This window comes from Undibacterium hunanense (assembly GCF_014284335.1).
GTDB lineage: Bacteria > Pseudomonadota > Gammaproteobacteria > Burkholderiales > Burkholderiaceae_D > Undibacterium > Undibacterium hunanense.
Genome location: NZ_JACOGF010000018.1, coordinates 24,588 through 40,083 on the forward strand (window position 1 = coordinate 24,588; position 15,496 = coordinate 40,083).

Consider the following 15,496-nt stretch of genomic DNA (forward strand, 5'->3'; position numbering starts at 1 on the left):
CCATGAAGAAGTGGATCACGATTACCATCAGTGCTGGCGTCACTGTCCTGCTGTCAACCATAGCCTATGTGTATCTGGTAGTGGCGCCCGGCTTGCCGACACTGGAAGCCGTTACCGATTACCAGCCCAAAATTCCACTGCGCATCTATACCGCAGACAATGCACTAATCGGTGAATTTGGTGAAGAACACCGGGATTTTGTACCCATCAAGCAAATTCCTGCCGTCATGAAGAATGCCATCCTGTCGATTGAAGACGAGCGTTTTTATGAACATGGCGGCATCTCTTTCCGCAGCGCAGCCCGTGCCGTCGTAGCTGACCTGCGTGGTGGTTTTCATCAGGGTGGATCGACCATCACCATGCAGGTGGCACGCAATTTTTTCCTGAGCAATGAAAAGTCGTTGCCACGTAAGCTGAAAGAAATCCTGCTGACTTATCGTATTGAAGATGCACTCTCCAAGGATCAGATCCTGGAACTGTATATGAACCAGATTTTCCTGGGCCAGCGCAGTCACGGTTTTTCCAGTGCCGCGAAAACCTACTTTGGAAAATCGCTGGATCAGTTGACGCTGGCAGAAGCCGCCATGCTGGCCGGTGTGCCGCAAAATCCGGTCAGACATAATCCTGCCGTCAATTTTGAAAAGACCAAGCAAAGACAGTTGCTGGTCCTGCAAAACATGGTCAGAAACGGCTTTATCACGCAAGCGCAAATGGAAGCTGCGGCAAAGGAAGAAATCAAGGTCGTCAAAGGCCAGCAATTCGATGCCCATGCCGACTACGTTGCCGAGATGGTACGCCAGAGTATCTTTGCGCAATACAAGGAAGATACCTACACCAAGGGTATCAAGGTCTACACCACCATCAACAAGGCTGAGCAGGACGCCGCTTATGAAGCAGTACGCCGCAATATCATTGCCTATGACCAGCGTCATGGCTATGACGGCCCTGAAGCTCATATAGAATTGCCTGCGGATGAGGATGAACGCGATGATGCAATAGACCAGATCTTGCGCAAGCATCCTGACAACGACAAATTACTGGCTGCGGTAGTGACCCAGGTATCCGGCAAAATCGTCAAGGCAGAGCTGCAATCTGGCGACAGTATAGAAATTACAGGAGAGGGTTTGCGCTTTGCCGCAGCAGCACTGAGCGACAAGGCCAAGGCAGGTATCAAGATACGCGCTGGCTCAGTGATACGCGTGATACAGGATAGCAAGAAGCGCTGGGCGATCACGCAGATACCTGAGGTCGAAGGTTCCTATGTCGCGCTGAATGCAGACGACGGTTCCTTCCGCGCGATGGTGGGTGGTTTCGATTTCAACCGCAAGAAATTCAATCATGTGACCAGTGCCTGGCGCCAGCCAGGTTCCAGCATCAAGCCCTTCATTTATTCTGCTGCGCTGGAAAAAGGTTTTTACCCTGGCACCCTGATCAATGACGTGCAACTCTCGGAAACATCCGACAGCAGTCTGCGCTGGGACCCGCGTAATGATGATGGCAAATATGATGGCCCCATCAGCATGCGTAGTGCCCTGGCCCAGTCCAAGAACGTAGTATCCGTCAGGATATTGAAATCCATAGGCGTGGATACTGCCAGAAACTGGTTGCCCCGCTTTGGCTTTGACAAGGACAAGCACCAGGCCAATCTGACCATGGCACTGGGTACAGGCTCGGTGACACCTCTGCAACTGGCTTCGGCCTATGCGGTATTTGCCAACGGCGGTTACTCGGTCAATCCCTGGCTGATCAGCAAGGTGGTCGATGGCAAGGGCAAAGTCTTGTTTGAAAACAAACCACCCGCCATCGCCCAGGAAGAAGCACGGGTCATTGATGCCCGCAATGCCTACATCACCGACAACATGCTGCGGGAAGTGGTACTCAGCGGTACGGGTGCCAGCGCTTCTGTCAAACTCGGCAGGCGTGATCTGGCAGGTAAAACAGGTACCACCAGTGATGCCGTCGATGGCTGGTTTGCCGGTTATGCAGGGAATATCGTGGCAGTCGCCTGGATGGGATATGACGATCCCAAATCTCTGGGTGGCCGTGAATTTGGTTCCACCCTGGCCCTGCCTATCTGGATAGATACCATGCGGGTAGCGCTGGCCGGCAAACCCGAAGGGCAACGTGCCGTGCCTGAAGGCATCAGCAATACCGAAGGTGACTGGATGTTCAATGAATTCCTGAACGGATCCAGCGTGCGGACACTGGACATAACAGAAAGCCAACCACCTGCGACACCAGCGCAGGCAACTCAGGCACCAGCGCAATAGAAAAAAGCCCGCAGATTATATTCTGCGGGCAAAGATCCCGACCTTTGGAGGAAAAACTTTCAGGATTGCCGCATGGTAGCGCTGGAAGATGACATTGTTATGACAAAGGACCAGGGCCATACCTGGCCGTCCATTGCCCACAAAAAAAAGCCCGTACGGGAGCATACGGGCTGAAATCCTGATCTGATGAAGGGTTCAGGATAGGGGTAGAACTGTTACAGGTTCAATACAGATTCATCGCTAATTCAAAACAAATCAAGACAAGTTCAAAACCGGTTTAAGGCGAATCCACGAACAGAGCGCAAAGCACCCTCTTATTCCGGGTCTTGAACTACAAGGACATTTTGTAGACTCTTCTACATCCCTTTACAGAATGTCAGGTCTCAGGATGACTACTTCTTACCGTACACAAAGGACGCTGCCGCGTGAGCCACAATTCATGCATGGCACCCCTGGTACCATCTACATTTTGCAAAACGACGGCCTGCGCAAAGGCCTGTACAAAATTGGTGCTACCCGTCGCTCCGGTGTTTCCAAGGCCATGGAACTGAATCGCGACCTGCAGCAATTGATACCCGGTTCCTATGAATGCGTTTTCGAACTGCATACCAAAGACTGCGGACACGCACTCGATGAAATCCTGAAGCAATTCCAGCATCATCGCTGTGGCAAACGGGGCCAGGACTTCTATGATCTGGACCTGGATGCAGCAGCAGAAAAAATTGCCAACACCATTGCCCTGATCAATCGCCAGGGCCTGATCCGTCAACAGCAAACCCTGAGCATGATGCGCCATCTGGAACCGGATGAACCCAGCAGCGTCAGCAATGCCGAGGCATTCAGCCCACCACCTGCCAGCCTGTTCAGAAAAGCCTATGAATGGGTAGCCGGATAAGATAAAACCGGGATTGCTGATTTCCCGGTTTCATACACAATCAGATCACAGCCTTAGACCACAGCTTTCAACAGGCAAGGTTCGTGCTGCACTTGCACTGTCTTGCGCAAGGCATCAAAGCCGTGGGCAAGATCAGCCAGCAAATCATCCACGTCTTCCAGACCCACATGCAGGCGCAGCATCGGTGCAGTCCATTTATCTGCATTCACCGTACGGTAAGCCGCCGGGCTGGTAGGCAACATCAGGCTCTCGAAACCACCCCAGCTAAAACCTATGCCAAACAGGCGGGTTTTGTCGATCAGTGCCGCCACCTGCTGTTCACTGATATCGGCATGAAACACTGCCCCCATCAGGCCGCATGCATAATCAGGCTTGAAATCACGTTTCCATAAATCATGACCGGCACAGCCGGGCAACGGCGGGTACAGCACTTCAGCCACTTCCGGTTGTTGCTGCAACCATAGTGCGACCACTTTGGCACTTTCACGATGTACAGCCAGGCGTGCCGCCATGGTGCGCAAACCGCGCAGGGCCAGTGCTGCATCATCCGCCCCGATAGACATGCCAAGCTGGCGGTAAGTACTGCGTATGCGGTCATGCAGGGCTGCCGTGGTCAGGATGGCACCCATCAGCGCATCTGAATGACCGACGATGTATTTGGTGGCCGCATGGATAGACACATCAATCCCCAGCTCGAAAGAATTCCAGCCTATCGGCGTTGCCCAGGTGCTGTCAGACACCACCACGGCCCCACGTGCATGGGCCTGGGCAGCAATCGCCGGAATATCCTGGACTTCAAACGTCAGCGAGCCGGGTGACTCAACAAACACGACCCTGGTATTTGGCTGTATCAGCGCGGTGATGTCACGACCTATCAGGGGGTCGTAGTAGGTCGTACTGATATTCATGCGCTGTAGCAGGCCATCACAGAAATCACGTGTCGGGTCATACACGGTATCGACCATCAGCAGATGGTCGCCCGGCTGCAGCAAGGCCAGCAGCGTGGTCGTGACAGCCGACAGGCCAGAAGAGGTCAACATGCAGGCAGCTGCGCCTTCGGCAGCACACAGTGCCTGTTCCAGCGCCTGCGTGGTCTCATTGCCGTGACGGCCGTAGGCACGCCGGGTACCGCAGGCATTTTTCAAAGCTGCAACATCGGGAAACAGTATGGTCGATGCCCTTACCAAAGCCGGATTCACCGGACCATGATGCGCCTTGCCTTTGCGTCCGGCATGGGTAAGACGGGTCGCGGTTTGCAATTCTGACTCTACGATATTCATATATGTTCCATTTACTGATGTTTGATTCCTACGCGGCTTGATTGCACATGCAACAACAAGGCAAACCGGCTGACTGCCCGGGCTTGCAGATCTGTCTTTTAAACAAGGGGGAAGCGTAAAAGACCGATCTACATGCACTGGCTACATCCTAGCAAGCGCAGGTAGAAATTTTTTACCAAACATTCAGGCAATTCATGTTATTTTTAGGAATATTTTCTAATATTTACGGCATATGGATAAAATAGATCTAGAAATTTTGAATATTTTGCAAAAAGATGCATCTATTGCACTGGCCGACCTGGCACAGGCCGTGCACCTGTCAGTCACCCCATGCTGGCGGCGTGTGCAAAAATTGCAGGAAGACGGTGTCATAAGGCAACAGGTGACCCTGTGCGATCCGGTCAAGCTGAACCTGGGCCTGACGGTGATGGTGGCCTTAAAGGCTGCCCAGCATAATGAAAAATGGATGCAGCGTTTTATTGCAGGGGCCGGTGCCATTTCCGAGATCGTTGAAATCTTCCGCATGAGCGGAGAGATCGACTATTTACTGAAAGTGCACGTGCCTGACATGGCAGGCTTTGATCTGGTCTATAAAAAACTGGTGAAGGTGGCGGACTTGCAGGATGTCAGCTCCAGCTTCGTCATGGAAGTCATCAAGAATACGACAGCACTACCGCTTAATTATGCCGTACTGAAAACCGCCCGTTCCTGAACAACCTAGCCTCGGAAGCGGTAATGTTCTTGTGTGAACAAATCAATGCCGCATTGCAGGTTTTCTATCCAGGCAAGAAAAGCTTCGATTGCTTCCCGCCCCTTGAAATACCTGCCATGTTGCGGCACCAGCAAGCTGATGTCCATTTGTCTGACCATATTGGCCCACAGCCGGCACACTTTGTTGGACACCATGTAGCGCTTATGAAAACCGGCCATGGTATGCACATGTTCCAGAAATTGTGCTTTGGTGGTGATCGGCGCTTCGATGTCGTGCGCATCCACCATGGAAGCACCGACGTCGCCGGAAAACAGGATTTTTGACTTGCTGTCGTAGAACTGGAAATTGCCTTCTGCATGCAAAAAATGGGCAGGCACGGCATGGATAATCGTGTCGCGCAGGCGCACCGGCATACCTTCATCCGGGATACCGACAATACGTCCTTCAGCCCGGTTCAGGTTGCAGAAATGCGGCACAAAGCGTGACCACAGTTTCGATACATACAGATCGCAATCGGTGCCCATCAGCCACTTGTCGAGTGCGCCAATGATGTCCGGATCCTGATGCGAGGCAAACAGGTATTTGAGATTTTTCTTTGGCACATACTTGTGTATGGCCAGCAACAGCGCGTTATACGTCAGGTTGCCGGAAGGGTCTATCAACGCACCCTCCCCTTCGGATACGACAAGGAATTGATTGGCCTGGACAGCATGATCAGCCGTGTCATCCAGCAGATCATTAAACATCACGCAGATGTGTTTGCCGTCATTAAAAAGTTCTATCGCCAATTGTTCCCCGCAAATACCATAGTTTAAGCGACTATTGTAGTAAGACTGGCTATCGGCCTATTGCGCTGGATCAAGATCAACGCAGACCGCCGCAAAAACTGCGCGGCCAGGTCAGATGAAATCTTGTCATGTGTCCAGCCAGCCACGGTGCAAGCCTGGCAAAACAATTACACTCTGATCAGCCGCATGGTATTTCTGTGCATTCATTTTTCAGCGCATTCATTTTCTCGCTATCTCACACAATACGCATGATAGAACGCATACTTTCCATCATTCTTCCTGTCTTCATCGTCATCGGCCTGGGCTATCTGTATGCACGGCGCAAGGGTGCGGCAGCAGCGACCGATATGGTGTCGGTCAACCGCATCAGTATGGATGTGTTGTGCCCTCTGCTGATTTTTACCGCACTGGCCGGCAAGGATTTTGATGTGGGCCACAATCTGTGGCTGATCATTGCCGGTACCCTGATCGCTCTTGGTTCAGGCTTGCTGGCCTGGCCGGTGGCGCGCCTGCTGGGTTACGACGTACGCAGTTTTGTGCCACCGATGATGTACAACAATTGCGGCAATATGGGCTTGCCGCTGGCGGCACTGGCCTTTGGTACCAGTGGCCTGTCTGCCGCCGTTGCCCTGTTCATGGCGTGCAATCTGGTGTATTTCAGTGCAGGCATACGTATCATCCAGCATGGCCACCCCGATCATCAGGCCAAGCCCTGGCGTTTCCTGCTCAGCCCCATGATGCTGGCAATGGCTGCCGGTATGGTGTTTGCGATTCTACATATTCCCATTCAGGCCACTCTGTTCCTGGCGCTGAAAATGACGGGCGATGCCTGCATTCCCATCATGTTGTTTGCGCTGGGTGTACGCATGCTGGATATCAATTTCGCCAGCTGGCGTATCGGCATGGCCGGAGCTATTGTGTGTCCGCTGGCAGGCTTGCTGATAGCGGGGTTACTGGAATTAATTTTGCCGCTGACGGCAATCCAGCGTGGCCAGATGTATCTGTTTGCTTCCTTGCCACCGGCGGTATTCTGTTTCATGGTGGCCGAACAATACAACCAGGAACCGGACAAGGTTGCCTCTATTGTCCTGCTTGGCAACGCGGCGGCCCTGCTGTTTGTACCCCTGGGTTTATGGCTGGGCCTGCGTTAATTTCCAGCTCATAAAAAATCCCCGGAAGATGATGTCTTCCGGGGATTTTTTATCAGCGACAATTTTGTGATCTCTTTTTCGACCATCCTGCATCAACCCTGAATCAATCCTAAAGCAGCCTTTGCCAGATCGCTGTAGTTGACGCCGCCTGATTCAAAGAATAAAAATGCAGCCCCGGTGCACCACCTGCCAGCAGGCGTTCACACATGGCAGTCACCACGTCCAGACCAAAGGCTTTGATGGAGGCCGTGTCATCGCCATAGCTGGCCAGTTTCAGACGTATCCAGCGCGGGACTTCTGCACCGCACATTTCAGAAAAACGCTGCAACTGTGTGCTGTTGGTGATGGGCATGATACCAGCCACGATCGGTGCTGAGACACCAGCCTTGCGGGTCTCATCCACAAAACGGAAATAGGCATCGGCATTATAAAAATACTGGGTGATTGCGGCATTCGCACCGGCGTTCATCTTGCGCACAAAGCTGTTCAGATCATCTTGCGGTGAACGCGCCTGCGGATGCATTTCGGGATACGCAGCCACTTCAATATGGAACCAGTCGCCAGTCTCGGCACGAATAAATTCGACCAGCTCATTGGCATAACGAAATTCACCGCCCATGCCATAACCGCTAGGCAAATCGCCACGCAAGGCGACCAGGCGGCGAATGTCATTGGCCTTGAATTCATCAAGGATGGCGCGTATCGATTCGCGGGTGCCGCCTACGCAAGACAGATGCGGTGCGGCATCATGGCCTTCACGACGGATTTCAGTCACGGTATCAAGCGTGCCTTGTTGCGTGGTACCACCGGCACCGAACGTGACGGAAAAATATTTGGGTTTAAGCTCGGCCAGTTTGGCCCGTGTTGCACGCAGCTTTTCCGTGCCTTCCGCCGTCTTGGGTGGAAAAAATTCTATGCTGAAATTAGGCGTCTTCATTTTTTTGTTGCAACAATAAGGTCGAGAGTGTCCAGGAAATCACGCTGTACAACAGGGCACCACCCACTGCAGCCCAAAAGCCGGTGACATGGAAACCATCTATCACATTTGCCACACCCCAGAACATCAGGCCGTTGATGACAAAAATAAACAGACCCAGGCTCAATACCGTGGCCGGCAGGGTGAGTATCAGTACCACCGGACGGATAATGGTGTTCACCAGACCAAGTACCACGGCCACTACCAATGCAGTTACAAAGTTGTCGATCTGCACCGACGACATCAGATAAGGGATCGCCAGCAAAGCCAGCGCATTGACCAACCAGGTTGCCAGTAAACGCATACATGCTCCTGTATGTAGATGGATGAAGCTGCAGCCACAGGATACAGCTTCATTGCACTTATCCGGACTTGCCTTTGGCAAACCCGGATAGGTTCTCAAGATGATTAATAACGGTAGTGATCTGGCTTGTAAGGGCCATTTTGATTCACGCCGATATAGGCTGCCTGTTCATCTGTCAGCACGCTCAGTTGTGCATTGAGTTTTTTCAATTGCAGACGGGCGACTTTTTCATCCAGATGTTTAGGCAAGGTGTAAACGCCTACTGGATATTTCGCTGTATTGGCAAACAATTCGATTTGCGCAATGGTCTGGTTGGCGAAAGAAGAACTCATGACATACGATGGGTGACCTGTACCGCAACCCAGGTTCACCAGACGACCTTCTGCCAGCAGGATGATGCGCTTGCCGTCAGGGAAAATCACGTGGTCAACCTGTGGCTTGATGTTTTCCCAGGTGTATTGCTTCAATGCAGCGACGTCGATTTCATTATCGAAGTGACCGATGTTGCAAACGATGGCCTGGTCTTTCATCTTCAGCATGTGTGCATGGCTGATGACGTGGTAGTTACCTGTTGTCGTCACGAAAATGTCGCCATGTTCAGCAGCATATTCCATGGTCACGACGCGGTAGCCTTCCATCGCTGCCTGCAATGCGCAGATAGGATCGATTTCAGTTACCCATACCTGTGCAGACAGTGCACGCATGGCTTGCGCAGAGCCCTTGCCTACATCACCGTAACCGGCGATAACGGCAACCTTGCCGGCGATCATGACATCGGTTGCACGCTTGATACCATCCACCAAAGATTCACGGCAGCCATACAGGTTGTCGAACTTGGATTTGGTGACGGAATCATTGACGTTGATAGCAGGGAAAGCCAGTTTGCCATCTTTGTGCATCTGGTACAGGCGATGTACGCCTGTCGTTGTTTCTTCTGTCACGCCCTTGATTTCTGCCAGGCGTTTGGAGTACCAGGTAGCATCGATAGCCAGGTGTTTCTTGATCGCATTGAACAGGCAGATTTCTTCTTCTGAACCTGGGCTGGCCAATACAGAAATATCTGTTTCTGCACGTGTACCCAGATGCAGCAACAAGGTCGCATCGCCGCCATCGTCAAGAATCATGTTGGAATAGCCGCCGTCTTTCCATTCGAAAATACGGTGGGTGAAATCCCAGTATTCATCCAGGTTTTCGCCTTTAAAAGCGAACACAGGTGTGCCACCGGCAGCAATGGCTGCGGCTGCATGATCCTGTGTGGAGTAAATATTGCAAGATGCCCAGCGTACTTCTGCGCCCAGTGCCAGCAATGTTTCGATCAGCACGGCTGTCTGGATAGTCATGTGCAGGGAGCCGGTGATACGTGCACCCTTCAGTGGCTGGGTAGCAGCGAATTCTTCACGGATCGCCATCAGGCCTGGCATTTCTGTTTCGGCAATGCGGATTTCCTTGCGACCCCAGTCAGCCAGACTCAGGTCAGCAACGAAAAAATCTTGGGAAGCGGTATTGGATGTGTTTGCTACGACGGCGTTCATCACGCCCTCCTTTCTGATGAAAAAAGTAACGTGAGCGCGGTTATGGATATCCCAAGCCTGGCAAAAACTCGTAGTTTTCGTCGCAACGCTCCTTGGAAGAATTCAAGTATAGCGCAGCTCAGGCATTTTTGCTGATTTCTTGCGTTGTCTGGAAAATAGGAAAACACGCTGTTTTCCACTGGCTCCCTCAGCGCAGCAAGTTTTTCTCAAAGCAGACTGCTGCGGAATTGCCTGCATATTTGCCAAAATTGGGAATACGGCAATAGCCGTGTTTTTCATAAAAGGCAACGGCCCGCTGGTTGACCAGGCGTGTTTCCAAGCGTAAATGACGATAGCCATATTGCCTGGCAGCAGTTTCCAGATGGGCGAGTACCGCTGAACCCAGACCCAGCGTGTTTGTCCGCGCATACATGCGTTTGACTTCGGCCACGCCTTCTTCCATCGGACGAATAGCACCGCAAGCCAGCGCCACGCCACTGGCATCGCGTGCCAGCACAAACAAGGCACCCGGCACACGTACATCCTGTACATCAAAGGAAGCACGGCCACTGCTACCGGTGATCACAGCCAGGCTGGCAGATAATTCTTCCAGCAAGACCTCGGCCTCGGGCAAGGCCGGGTCAACGGCTTCTATATGCAACAGACTCATGCTGACAAACGCTCATCACAAATTTTGAATAGGTATTGCCTAATGACCATCAAAATTACAAACCGTGTACAAAGGCAAACCACTGTCACGGATAATTTTTGAACCACCCAGTTCGGGCAGATCAACGATGACTGCGCCCTCCACCACGGTCGCACCCAGGCGCTCCAGCAATTTCTTGCCGGCCATCATGGTACCGCCTGTGGCGATCAGGTCATCAATCAGGACTACGCGGTCGCCTTTTTTGCAGGCATCGGCATGCAATTCCACCGTTGCGCTGCCATATTCCAGCTCATATTGCTCAGAAACGGTATGAAAAGGCAGCTTGCCCTTCTTGCGGATAGGCACAAAACCCAGGTTCAGTTCATAGGCCAGCACAGAACCGATGATGAAACCGCGCGCATCCAGGCCAGCCACGACGTCAAGCTTTTCATCCATGTAGCGATGCACAAACATATCAATCAGTACACGGAATACCTTAGGATTCTGCAACAAGGGGGTAATGTCGCGGAACATCACGCCTTCCTGTGGCCAGTTTTCCACCGTACGGATATGTTCTTTAATGTACTCTGATGGATTAAACATCAAGCATGTCCTTCAAATTGAAAAATAACCCGCTATTTTAACAGCCGCTGCTCTGCTCTAGCGACTGCTTCGGAAGTTCCTCTGACCACGACCACGTCGCCATTCTGCAAAACGATATCATTTTGTTGATCCAGTCTGGCTTTGCCGCGCCGTATGGCATGGATATCCACCTCCAGCTCACCCAGCTTCAAGTCTGCCAGATTCTGCCCCAGCGCCTTGGCACGTTCGGTCAACAATACCGTATGCAGACGTATCTGCATGTTTTCCGGGCTGTCCGCTGCATCGCTGGCACCATGGAAGAAACCACGCAGGGATTCATAACGCGCCTCACGGGCGGCCTGCACCCTGTGCACCACGCGGCGCAATGGTACGCCCAGCATGACCAGCGCATGGGAAGCCAGCATCAGGCTGCCTTCCATCAATTCCGGCACGACTTCGGTGGCACCGGCAGACCTGAGTTTTTCCAGATCGACATCATCGTGGCTACGCACAATGACGGGCAGGCTGGGATTCATTTCATTCACAAAATGCAAGATCTTCAGCGCTGATGCCGTGCTGGTATACGTCACCACCAATGCCGCAGCCCGGTTGATACCGGCGGCCAGCAGGCTTTCTCGTCTGGCCGCATCACCATAGGACACATTGACACCCGCAGCCTGCGCTTCGCGCACCCGGTCCGGGTCCAGATCAAGTGCATGATAATCAATATTTTCCTCTGCCAGAATACGCGCCAGGCTCTGGCCGCTACGACCAAAGCCGGCAATGATCACGTGTTTTTTGGTAGTCATGGTGCGGGCAGCAATCTGGGTCAGGGCCAGGGATTGCATCATCCATTCATTGGCCGAGAATTTCATGACGATGACATCCGACTTGGCCAGAATGAATGGGGATATCAGCATGGAAATCACCATCGATGCCAGTATCAACTGCACCAGCAAGGGATCCACCAGTTGCAGGCCCCCGGCCTGATTCAGCAAGACAAAGCCGAATTCACCGGCCTGCGCCAGACCCAGGCCCGTGCGCAGGGCCACGCTAGTTGAATTGCCAAATACCCTGGCCAATGCAGCGATGAGTATCAGCTTTAACAATACCGGGCCAGACAATAACAACATGACCAGCCAGAAATGTTCAATCACCAGGCGCACATTCAACAACATACCGACGGTGATGAAAAACAGCCCCAGCAAGACATCGCGGAAGGGTTTGATATCTTCTTCCACCTGATGCCGGTATTCGGTCTCGGAAATCAGCATACCCGCCACGAACGCACCCAGCGCCATGGAGAGGCCAGCCTTTTCGGTCAGCCAGGCAGCACCCAGGGTAATCAGCAAAAGATTCAGCATGAACAACTCTTGCGAGCGCCGCTTGACCACGATGCTGAACCAGGTACGCATGATTTTTTGCCCGACCACCAGCAGCAACACCAGTACCACAACAGCCTTACCGCTGGCCAGCGCCAGGGTTTTTACCAGGTCAGGTGACTTCGATGCCAGCGCCGGTACCAGGATCAACAAGGGCACCACGGCCAGATCCTGGAATAACAGCACGCTGATGATTTGCCGCCCGTGCAGGCTTTCCAGCTCCAGCCGTTCTGTGAGCATTTTGGACACAATCGCGGTGGAAGACATGGCCAGCGCACCACCCAGCGCAAATGAGGCTTCCCAACTGATTCTGAACATGGGGGGCAGCAAGCGACTGGCCAGCCAGCCAAACAACATGCTTGTCAATATGGTCACCAGCACCTGCGCCATGCCCAGACCAAATACTGCCTTGCGCATGGCCATGAGTTTGGACAGGGAAAATTCCAACCCTATCGAAAACATCAGAAACACCACGCCGAATTCGGCCAGCTCATGGGTGACAGCACTTTCTTCTGCCACACCCAGGCCATATGGGCCAATTAAAATACCAACTACCAGATAACCCAGCATGGGCGGCAGTTGCAACATGCGGAAGCCGACCACGCCCATCACAGCGGCTGCCAGCAATAATAATGTAGTGTCTAGACCTGTCATGTCTCCTATTATTGCCGATTTATCGCGTTTGAAACCTGCCTTAGGGCAAACAATATTCACTACGTTACAACTGGCAGAGTTCTTGCTTTGCGGATTTCGTTTATACTTCGGGCATGAATGAATTCAATGCCCTATCTTCTCGCGACCATGTTGCACCTGTGCGCACGGCTGAAGCCGCACAGCGCGCCCTGAAACTGGCTTGCGAAACCCTGCAAATCGAAGCCGATGCCCTGCTTGCATTGCAAAAGCGCCTGGGTAACGGTGATGCAGCCGGCTTCACCGAAGCCGTGTATATGTTGTTAGCCTGCCACGGTCGTGTGGTCGTCTCGGGCATAGGCAAGTCTGGTCATATCGCCCGCAAGATCGCAGCGACTTTCGCCTCTACCGGCACGCCGTCCTTTTTCGTTCATCCAGCAGAAGCTGCGCATGGTGATCTTGGCATGGTGACACCGCAAGATGTATTTATTGCCATTTCTTATTCTGGTGAAGCATCTGAACTGATGTCCATCCTGCCCATCATCAAGCGCCTGGGTGTCAAACTGATTGCCATGACCGGCAACCCGGAATCCAGTCTGGGCAAGCTGGCCGATGTACACCTGAACCTGCATGTGGCGAAAGAAGCCTGCCCGCTGAACCTGGCACCGACTGCCAGCACCACCGTCACACTGGCGCTGGGTGATGCGCTGGCAGTCGCCGTACTGGATGCACGCGGTTTTCGCGAAGAAGACTTTGCCCGCTCCCACCCTGGCGGTTCACTGGGTCGCCGCCTGCTGACCCACGTCCGCGATGTCATGCGCACCGGCGATGATATCCCGCAAGTGACACCAGATACCGGCCTGAAAACCGCATTGCTGGAGATCACCAAAAAAGGCATGGCGATGACCGCCGTAGTGGATAAGGACCAGCATATCGTCGGCATCTTCACCGACGGTGACTTGCGCCGCCTGATGGATGGCACACGCGACTTTACCCAGTTACAGATTGCCGAAGTCATGCATGACAAGCCACGCCGCATACGACCAGAACAACTGGCGGTAGAAGCGGTAGAAATTATGGAAACCTATCGCATCAACCAGTTGCTGGTAGCCGATGACCAGGGAAAACTGGTCGGTGCCCTGCATATTCATGACCTGACACGGGCCAAGGTAATCTGATGGACAAGGCAAACCAAGTTGCAGCCCATACTGCCGCCACGATCAAACTCATGATATTTGACGTCGACGGCATACTCACTGACGGCAGCCTGCATTTCGGCCCGGACGGTGAAATGATGAAAACCTTTAATGTGCTGGACGGCCAGGGCATCAAACTGTTGCAGCAGGCTGGCATTGCGACGGCCATCATCAGTGCCAGACAATCCGCGATTGTCAGCAAGCGCGCCAGCGACCTCGGTATCACCCATGTGCGCCAGGGCATACACGACAAGAAATCGGCCTTCCTGCAATTGCTTGCTGAACTGAACCTGTCTGCCGATGTCTGCGGCTTTATCGGTGATGACATCATCGACTTGCCGATACTGACACGTTGCGGTTTTTCTGCCAGCGTACCGAATGCCCATGCAGAAGTCAGGCAAAGAGTGCACTACGTCACCACGGCCAGTGGTGGCAAAGGTGCGGCACGGGAAGTCTGCGACTTCATCCTGCACGCCCAGGGCAAATATGAACAGGCCATCGAGGCTTACCTGTCATGAAACATCATATGACCATAGACCGTTTTCGCATCTGGCTGGCAGTCATACTGCTGGGCGTGATGACCCTTGGTACCATCTGGGTGATGGAAGTCATACGCCGGAATGCGAATGATGAACAGAACCGTTCATCTGCCCGTTCGGCGCCGGATTACTATGTAGAAAAATTCAATTTCATCCGGCTGTCGAATAATGGCAAGGCAAATTACCACATCACCGGTGAACGCCTGATCCATCTGCCGCGCAATGACAATATAGAAATTCAACGCCCGCAAATCAACAGCTTTGATGTTGATCGCCCGCCTTTGCATCTGCTGGCTGATCTGGCCGTGGTGTCGCAAAAATCCACGATGACTACGCCCAAGCGTGAACATGATGAAGTCCGTCTGTATGACAACGTCAGCATGGAAAGACCCGAAGGCCTGAGCTCACAGTTCATGCGCCTGGAAACCAATTATTTGTTGCTGTTACCCGACGAAGATATTGTCAAAACCGACAAGCCTATCACCGTCAAAACAGGAAAAGTGGACACCACCGCCGTAGGTATGGTGGCCAACAATTCCACCCAGCACCTGGCCCTGCTGAGCAAGGTACGTATTCACCTGAAGAAACGTGAACGCGAACCGGCTCCCTCCACACCATCCAAATAGAGAAA

The 15,496-nt window shown here is 52.8% G+C and carries 15 protein-coding genes and 1 riboswitch; of the genes, 7 read left to right on the plus strand and 8 right to left on the minus strand.

Annotation, left to right across the window (positions count from 1 at the left end; all coding sequences use genetic code 11):
* Positions 1-2 precede the first annotated feature (2 nt).
* Together H8L32_RS24595 and H8L32_RS24600 are read left to right on the plus strand one after the other, a co-directional pair.
* The gene (locus H8L32_RS24595) at positions 3-2,270 is read left to right on the plus strand and encodes a penicillin-binding protein 1A (RefSeq protein ID WP_186950400.1); all 2,268 of its coding nucleotides are present in this window, start codon (positions 3-5) and stop codon (positions 2,268-2,270) included.
* 388 nt (positions 2,271-2,658) lie between these two features.
* Positions 2,659-3,165 (plus strand): GIY-YIG nuclease family protein, encoded by a 507-nt coding sequence (locus tag H8L32_RS24600; RefSeq protein WP_186950402.1) that lies wholly within the window; start codon positions 2,659-2,661, stop codon positions 3,163-3,165.
* Positions 3,166-3,218: 53 nt separating this feature from the next.
* Here the strand turns inward: H8L32_RS24600 and metC are convergent, their stop codons facing one another.
* The gene (gene metC, locus H8L32_RS24605) at positions 3,219-4,445 is read right to left on the minus strand and encodes a cystathionine beta-lyase (RefSeq protein ID WP_186950404.1); all 1,227 of its coding nucleotides are present in this window, start codon (positions 4,443-4,445) and stop codon (positions 3,219-3,221) included.
* A gap of 232 nt (positions 4,446-4,677) precedes the next feature.
* On the opposite strand from metC, the gene H8L32_RS24610 reads away from it, so the two are divergent.
* Positions 4,678-5,157, plus strand: a complete 480-nt coding sequence (locus H8L32_RS24610; protein WP_186950406.1) for an Lrp/AsnC family transcriptional regulator — start codon at positions 4,678-4,680, stop codon at positions 5,155-5,157.
* Positions 5,158-5,162: 5 nt separating this feature from the next.
* On the opposite strand, the gene H8L32_RS24615 is transcribed toward H8L32_RS24610, so the two are convergent.
* A complete protein-coding gene (locus H8L32_RS24615; RefSeq protein ID WP_230412405.1) occupies positions 5,163-5,945 on the minus strand; it encodes an oxygen-binding di-iron domain-containing protein in 783 nt (260 codons plus the stop codon).
* Between the two features lie 242 nt (positions 5,946-6,187).
* On the opposite strand from H8L32_RS24615, the gene H8L32_RS24620 reads away from it, so the two are divergent.
* Positions 6,188-7,096 carry an AEC family transporter gene (locus H8L32_RS24620; RefSeq protein ID WP_186950527.1) on the plus strand — a complete coding sequence of 303 codons (909 nt, stop codon included), beginning with the start codon at positions 6,188-6,190 and terminating at the stop codon, positions 7,094-7,096.
* Positions 7,097-7,205: 109 nt separating this feature from the next.
* Here H8L32_RS24620 and metF read toward each other — a convergent pair whose 3' ends face one another.
* From metF to H8L32_RS24650, 6 genes are all read right to left on the minus strand, one after another.
* Positions 7,206-8,033: a methylenetetrahydrofolate reductase [NAD(P)H] gene (metF, locus tag H8L32_RS24625; protein ID WP_186950408.1), complete on the minus strand. Its 828-nt coding sequence runs from the start codon at positions 8,031-8,033 to the stop codon at positions 7,206-7,208.
* The gene (locus H8L32_RS24630; RefSeq protein WP_186950410.1) at positions 8,020-8,376 is read right to left on the minus strand and encodes a phage holin family protein; all 357 of its coding nucleotides are present in this window, start codon (positions 8,374-8,376) and stop codon (positions 8,020-8,022) included. The genes metF and H8L32_RS24630 overlap by 14 nt, the downstream gene beginning before the upstream one ends.
* Positions 8,377-8,480: 104 nt before the next feature.
* Positions 8,481-9,908 carry an adenosylhomocysteinase gene (gene ahcY / locus H8L32_RS24635; protein WP_186950413.1) on the minus strand — a complete coding sequence of 476 codons (1,428 nt, stop codon included), beginning with the start codon at positions 9,906-9,908 and terminating at the stop codon, positions 8,481-8,483.
* 25 nt (positions 9,909-9,933) lie between these two features.
* A riboswitch (S-adenosyl-L-homocysteine riboswitch) is annotated at positions 9,934-10,008 on the minus strand.
* An 87-nt stretch (positions 10,009-10,095) separates the two neighbouring features.
* Positions 10,096-10,557: a GNAT family N-acetyltransferase gene (locus H8L32_RS24640; RefSeq protein WP_186950415.1), complete on the minus strand. Its 462-nt coding sequence runs from the start codon at positions 10,555-10,557 to the stop codon at positions 10,096-10,098.
* Positions 10,558-10,596: 39 nt separating this feature from the next.
* The gene (locus H8L32_RS24645) at positions 10,597-11,139 is read right to left on the minus strand and encodes an adenine phosphoribosyltransferase (RefSeq protein ID WP_186950417.1); all 543 of its coding nucleotides are present in this window, start codon (positions 11,137-11,139) and stop codon (positions 10,597-10,599) included.
* 32 nt (positions 11,140-11,171) lie between these two features.
* Complete coding sequence (locus H8L32_RS24650; RefSeq protein WP_186950420.1) at positions 11,172-13,154, minus strand: monovalent cation:proton antiporter family protein; 1,983 nt, start codon at positions 13,152-13,154, stop codon at positions 11,172-11,174.
* A gap of 113 nt (positions 13,155-13,267) precedes the next feature.
* Here H8L32_RS24650 and H8L32_RS24655 point away from each other — a divergent pair, with 113 nt between their 5' ends.
* Genes H8L32_RS24655 through lptC form a run of 3 tightly spaced genes read left to right on the plus strand, consistent with a single transcriptional unit; the run spans position 13,268 to position 15,491 of the window.
* Positions 13,268-14,308 carry a KpsF/GutQ family sugar-phosphate isomerase gene (locus H8L32_RS24655; RefSeq protein WP_186950422.1) on the plus strand — a complete coding sequence of 347 codons (1,041 nt, stop codon included), beginning with the start codon at positions 13,268-13,270 and terminating at the stop codon, positions 14,306-14,308.
* Positions 14,308-14,844 (plus strand): KdsC family phosphatase, encoded by a 537-nt coding sequence (locus H8L32_RS24660; RefSeq protein WP_186950424.1) that lies wholly within the window; start codon positions 14,308-14,310, stop codon positions 14,842-14,844. The genes H8L32_RS24655 and H8L32_RS24660 overlap by 1 nt, the downstream gene beginning before the upstream one ends.
* The gene (lptC, locus tag H8L32_RS24665; protein ID WP_186950426.1) at positions 14,841-15,491 is read left to right on the plus strand and encodes an LPS export ABC transporter periplasmic protein LptC; all 651 of its coding nucleotides are present in this window, start codon (positions 14,841-14,843) and stop codon (positions 15,489-15,491) included. The genes H8L32_RS24660 and lptC overlap by 4 nt, the downstream gene beginning before the upstream one ends.
* Positions 15,492-15,496 lie beyond the last annotated feature (5 nt).

Bases quoted from the DNA above. Each gene is read 5' to 3' on its own strand.
- H8L32_RS24595 (WP_186950400.1), top strand. From the start codon at position 3: ATGAAGAAGTGGATCACGATTACCATCAGTGCTGGCGTCACTGTCCTG.
- H8L32_RS24600 (WP_186950402.1), top strand. From the start codon at position 2,659: ATGACTACTTCTTACCGTACACAAAGGACGCTGCCGCGTGAGCCACAA.
- metC (WP_186950404.1), bottom strand. From the start codon at position 4,445: ATGAATATCGTAGAGTCAGAATTGCAAACCGCGACCCGTCTTACCCAT.
- H8L32_RS24610 (WP_186950406.1), top strand. From the start codon at position 4,678: ATGGATAAAATAGATCTAGAAATTTTGAATATTTTGCAAAAAGATGCA.
- metF (WP_186950408.1), bottom strand. From the start codon at position 8,033: ATGAAGACGCCTAATTTCAGCATAGAATTTTTTCCACCCAAGACGGCG.
- H8L32_RS24630 (WP_186950410.1), bottom strand. From the start codon at position 8,376: ATGCGTTTACTGGCAACCTGGTTGGTCAATGCGCTGGCTTTGCTGGCG.
- ahcY (WP_186950413.1), bottom strand. From the start codon at position 9,908: ATGAACGCCGTCGTAGCAAACACATCCAATACCGCTTCCCAAGATTTT.
- H8L32_RS24640 (WP_186950415.1), bottom strand. From the start codon at position 10,557: ATGAGTCTGTTGCATATAGAAGCCGTTGACCCGGCCTTGCCCGAGGCC.
- H8L32_RS24645 (WP_186950417.1), bottom strand. From the start codon at position 11,139: ATGTTTAATCCATCAGAGTACATTAAAGAACATATCCGTACGGTGGAA.
- H8L32_RS24650 (WP_186950420.1), bottom strand. From the start codon at position 13,154: ATGACAGGTCTAGACACTACATTATTATTGCTGGCAGCCGCTGTGATG.
- H8L32_RS24655 (WP_186950422.1), top strand. From the start codon at position 13,268: ATGAATGAATTCAATGCCCTATCTTCTCGCGACCATGTTGCACCTGTG.
- H8L32_RS24660 (WP_186950424.1), top strand. From the start codon at position 14,308: ATGGACAAGGCAAACCAAGTTGCAGCCCATACTGCCGCCACGATCAAA.
- lptC (WP_186950426.1), top strand. From the start codon at position 14,841: ATGAAACATCATATGACCATAGACCGTTTTCGCATCTGGCTGGCAGTC.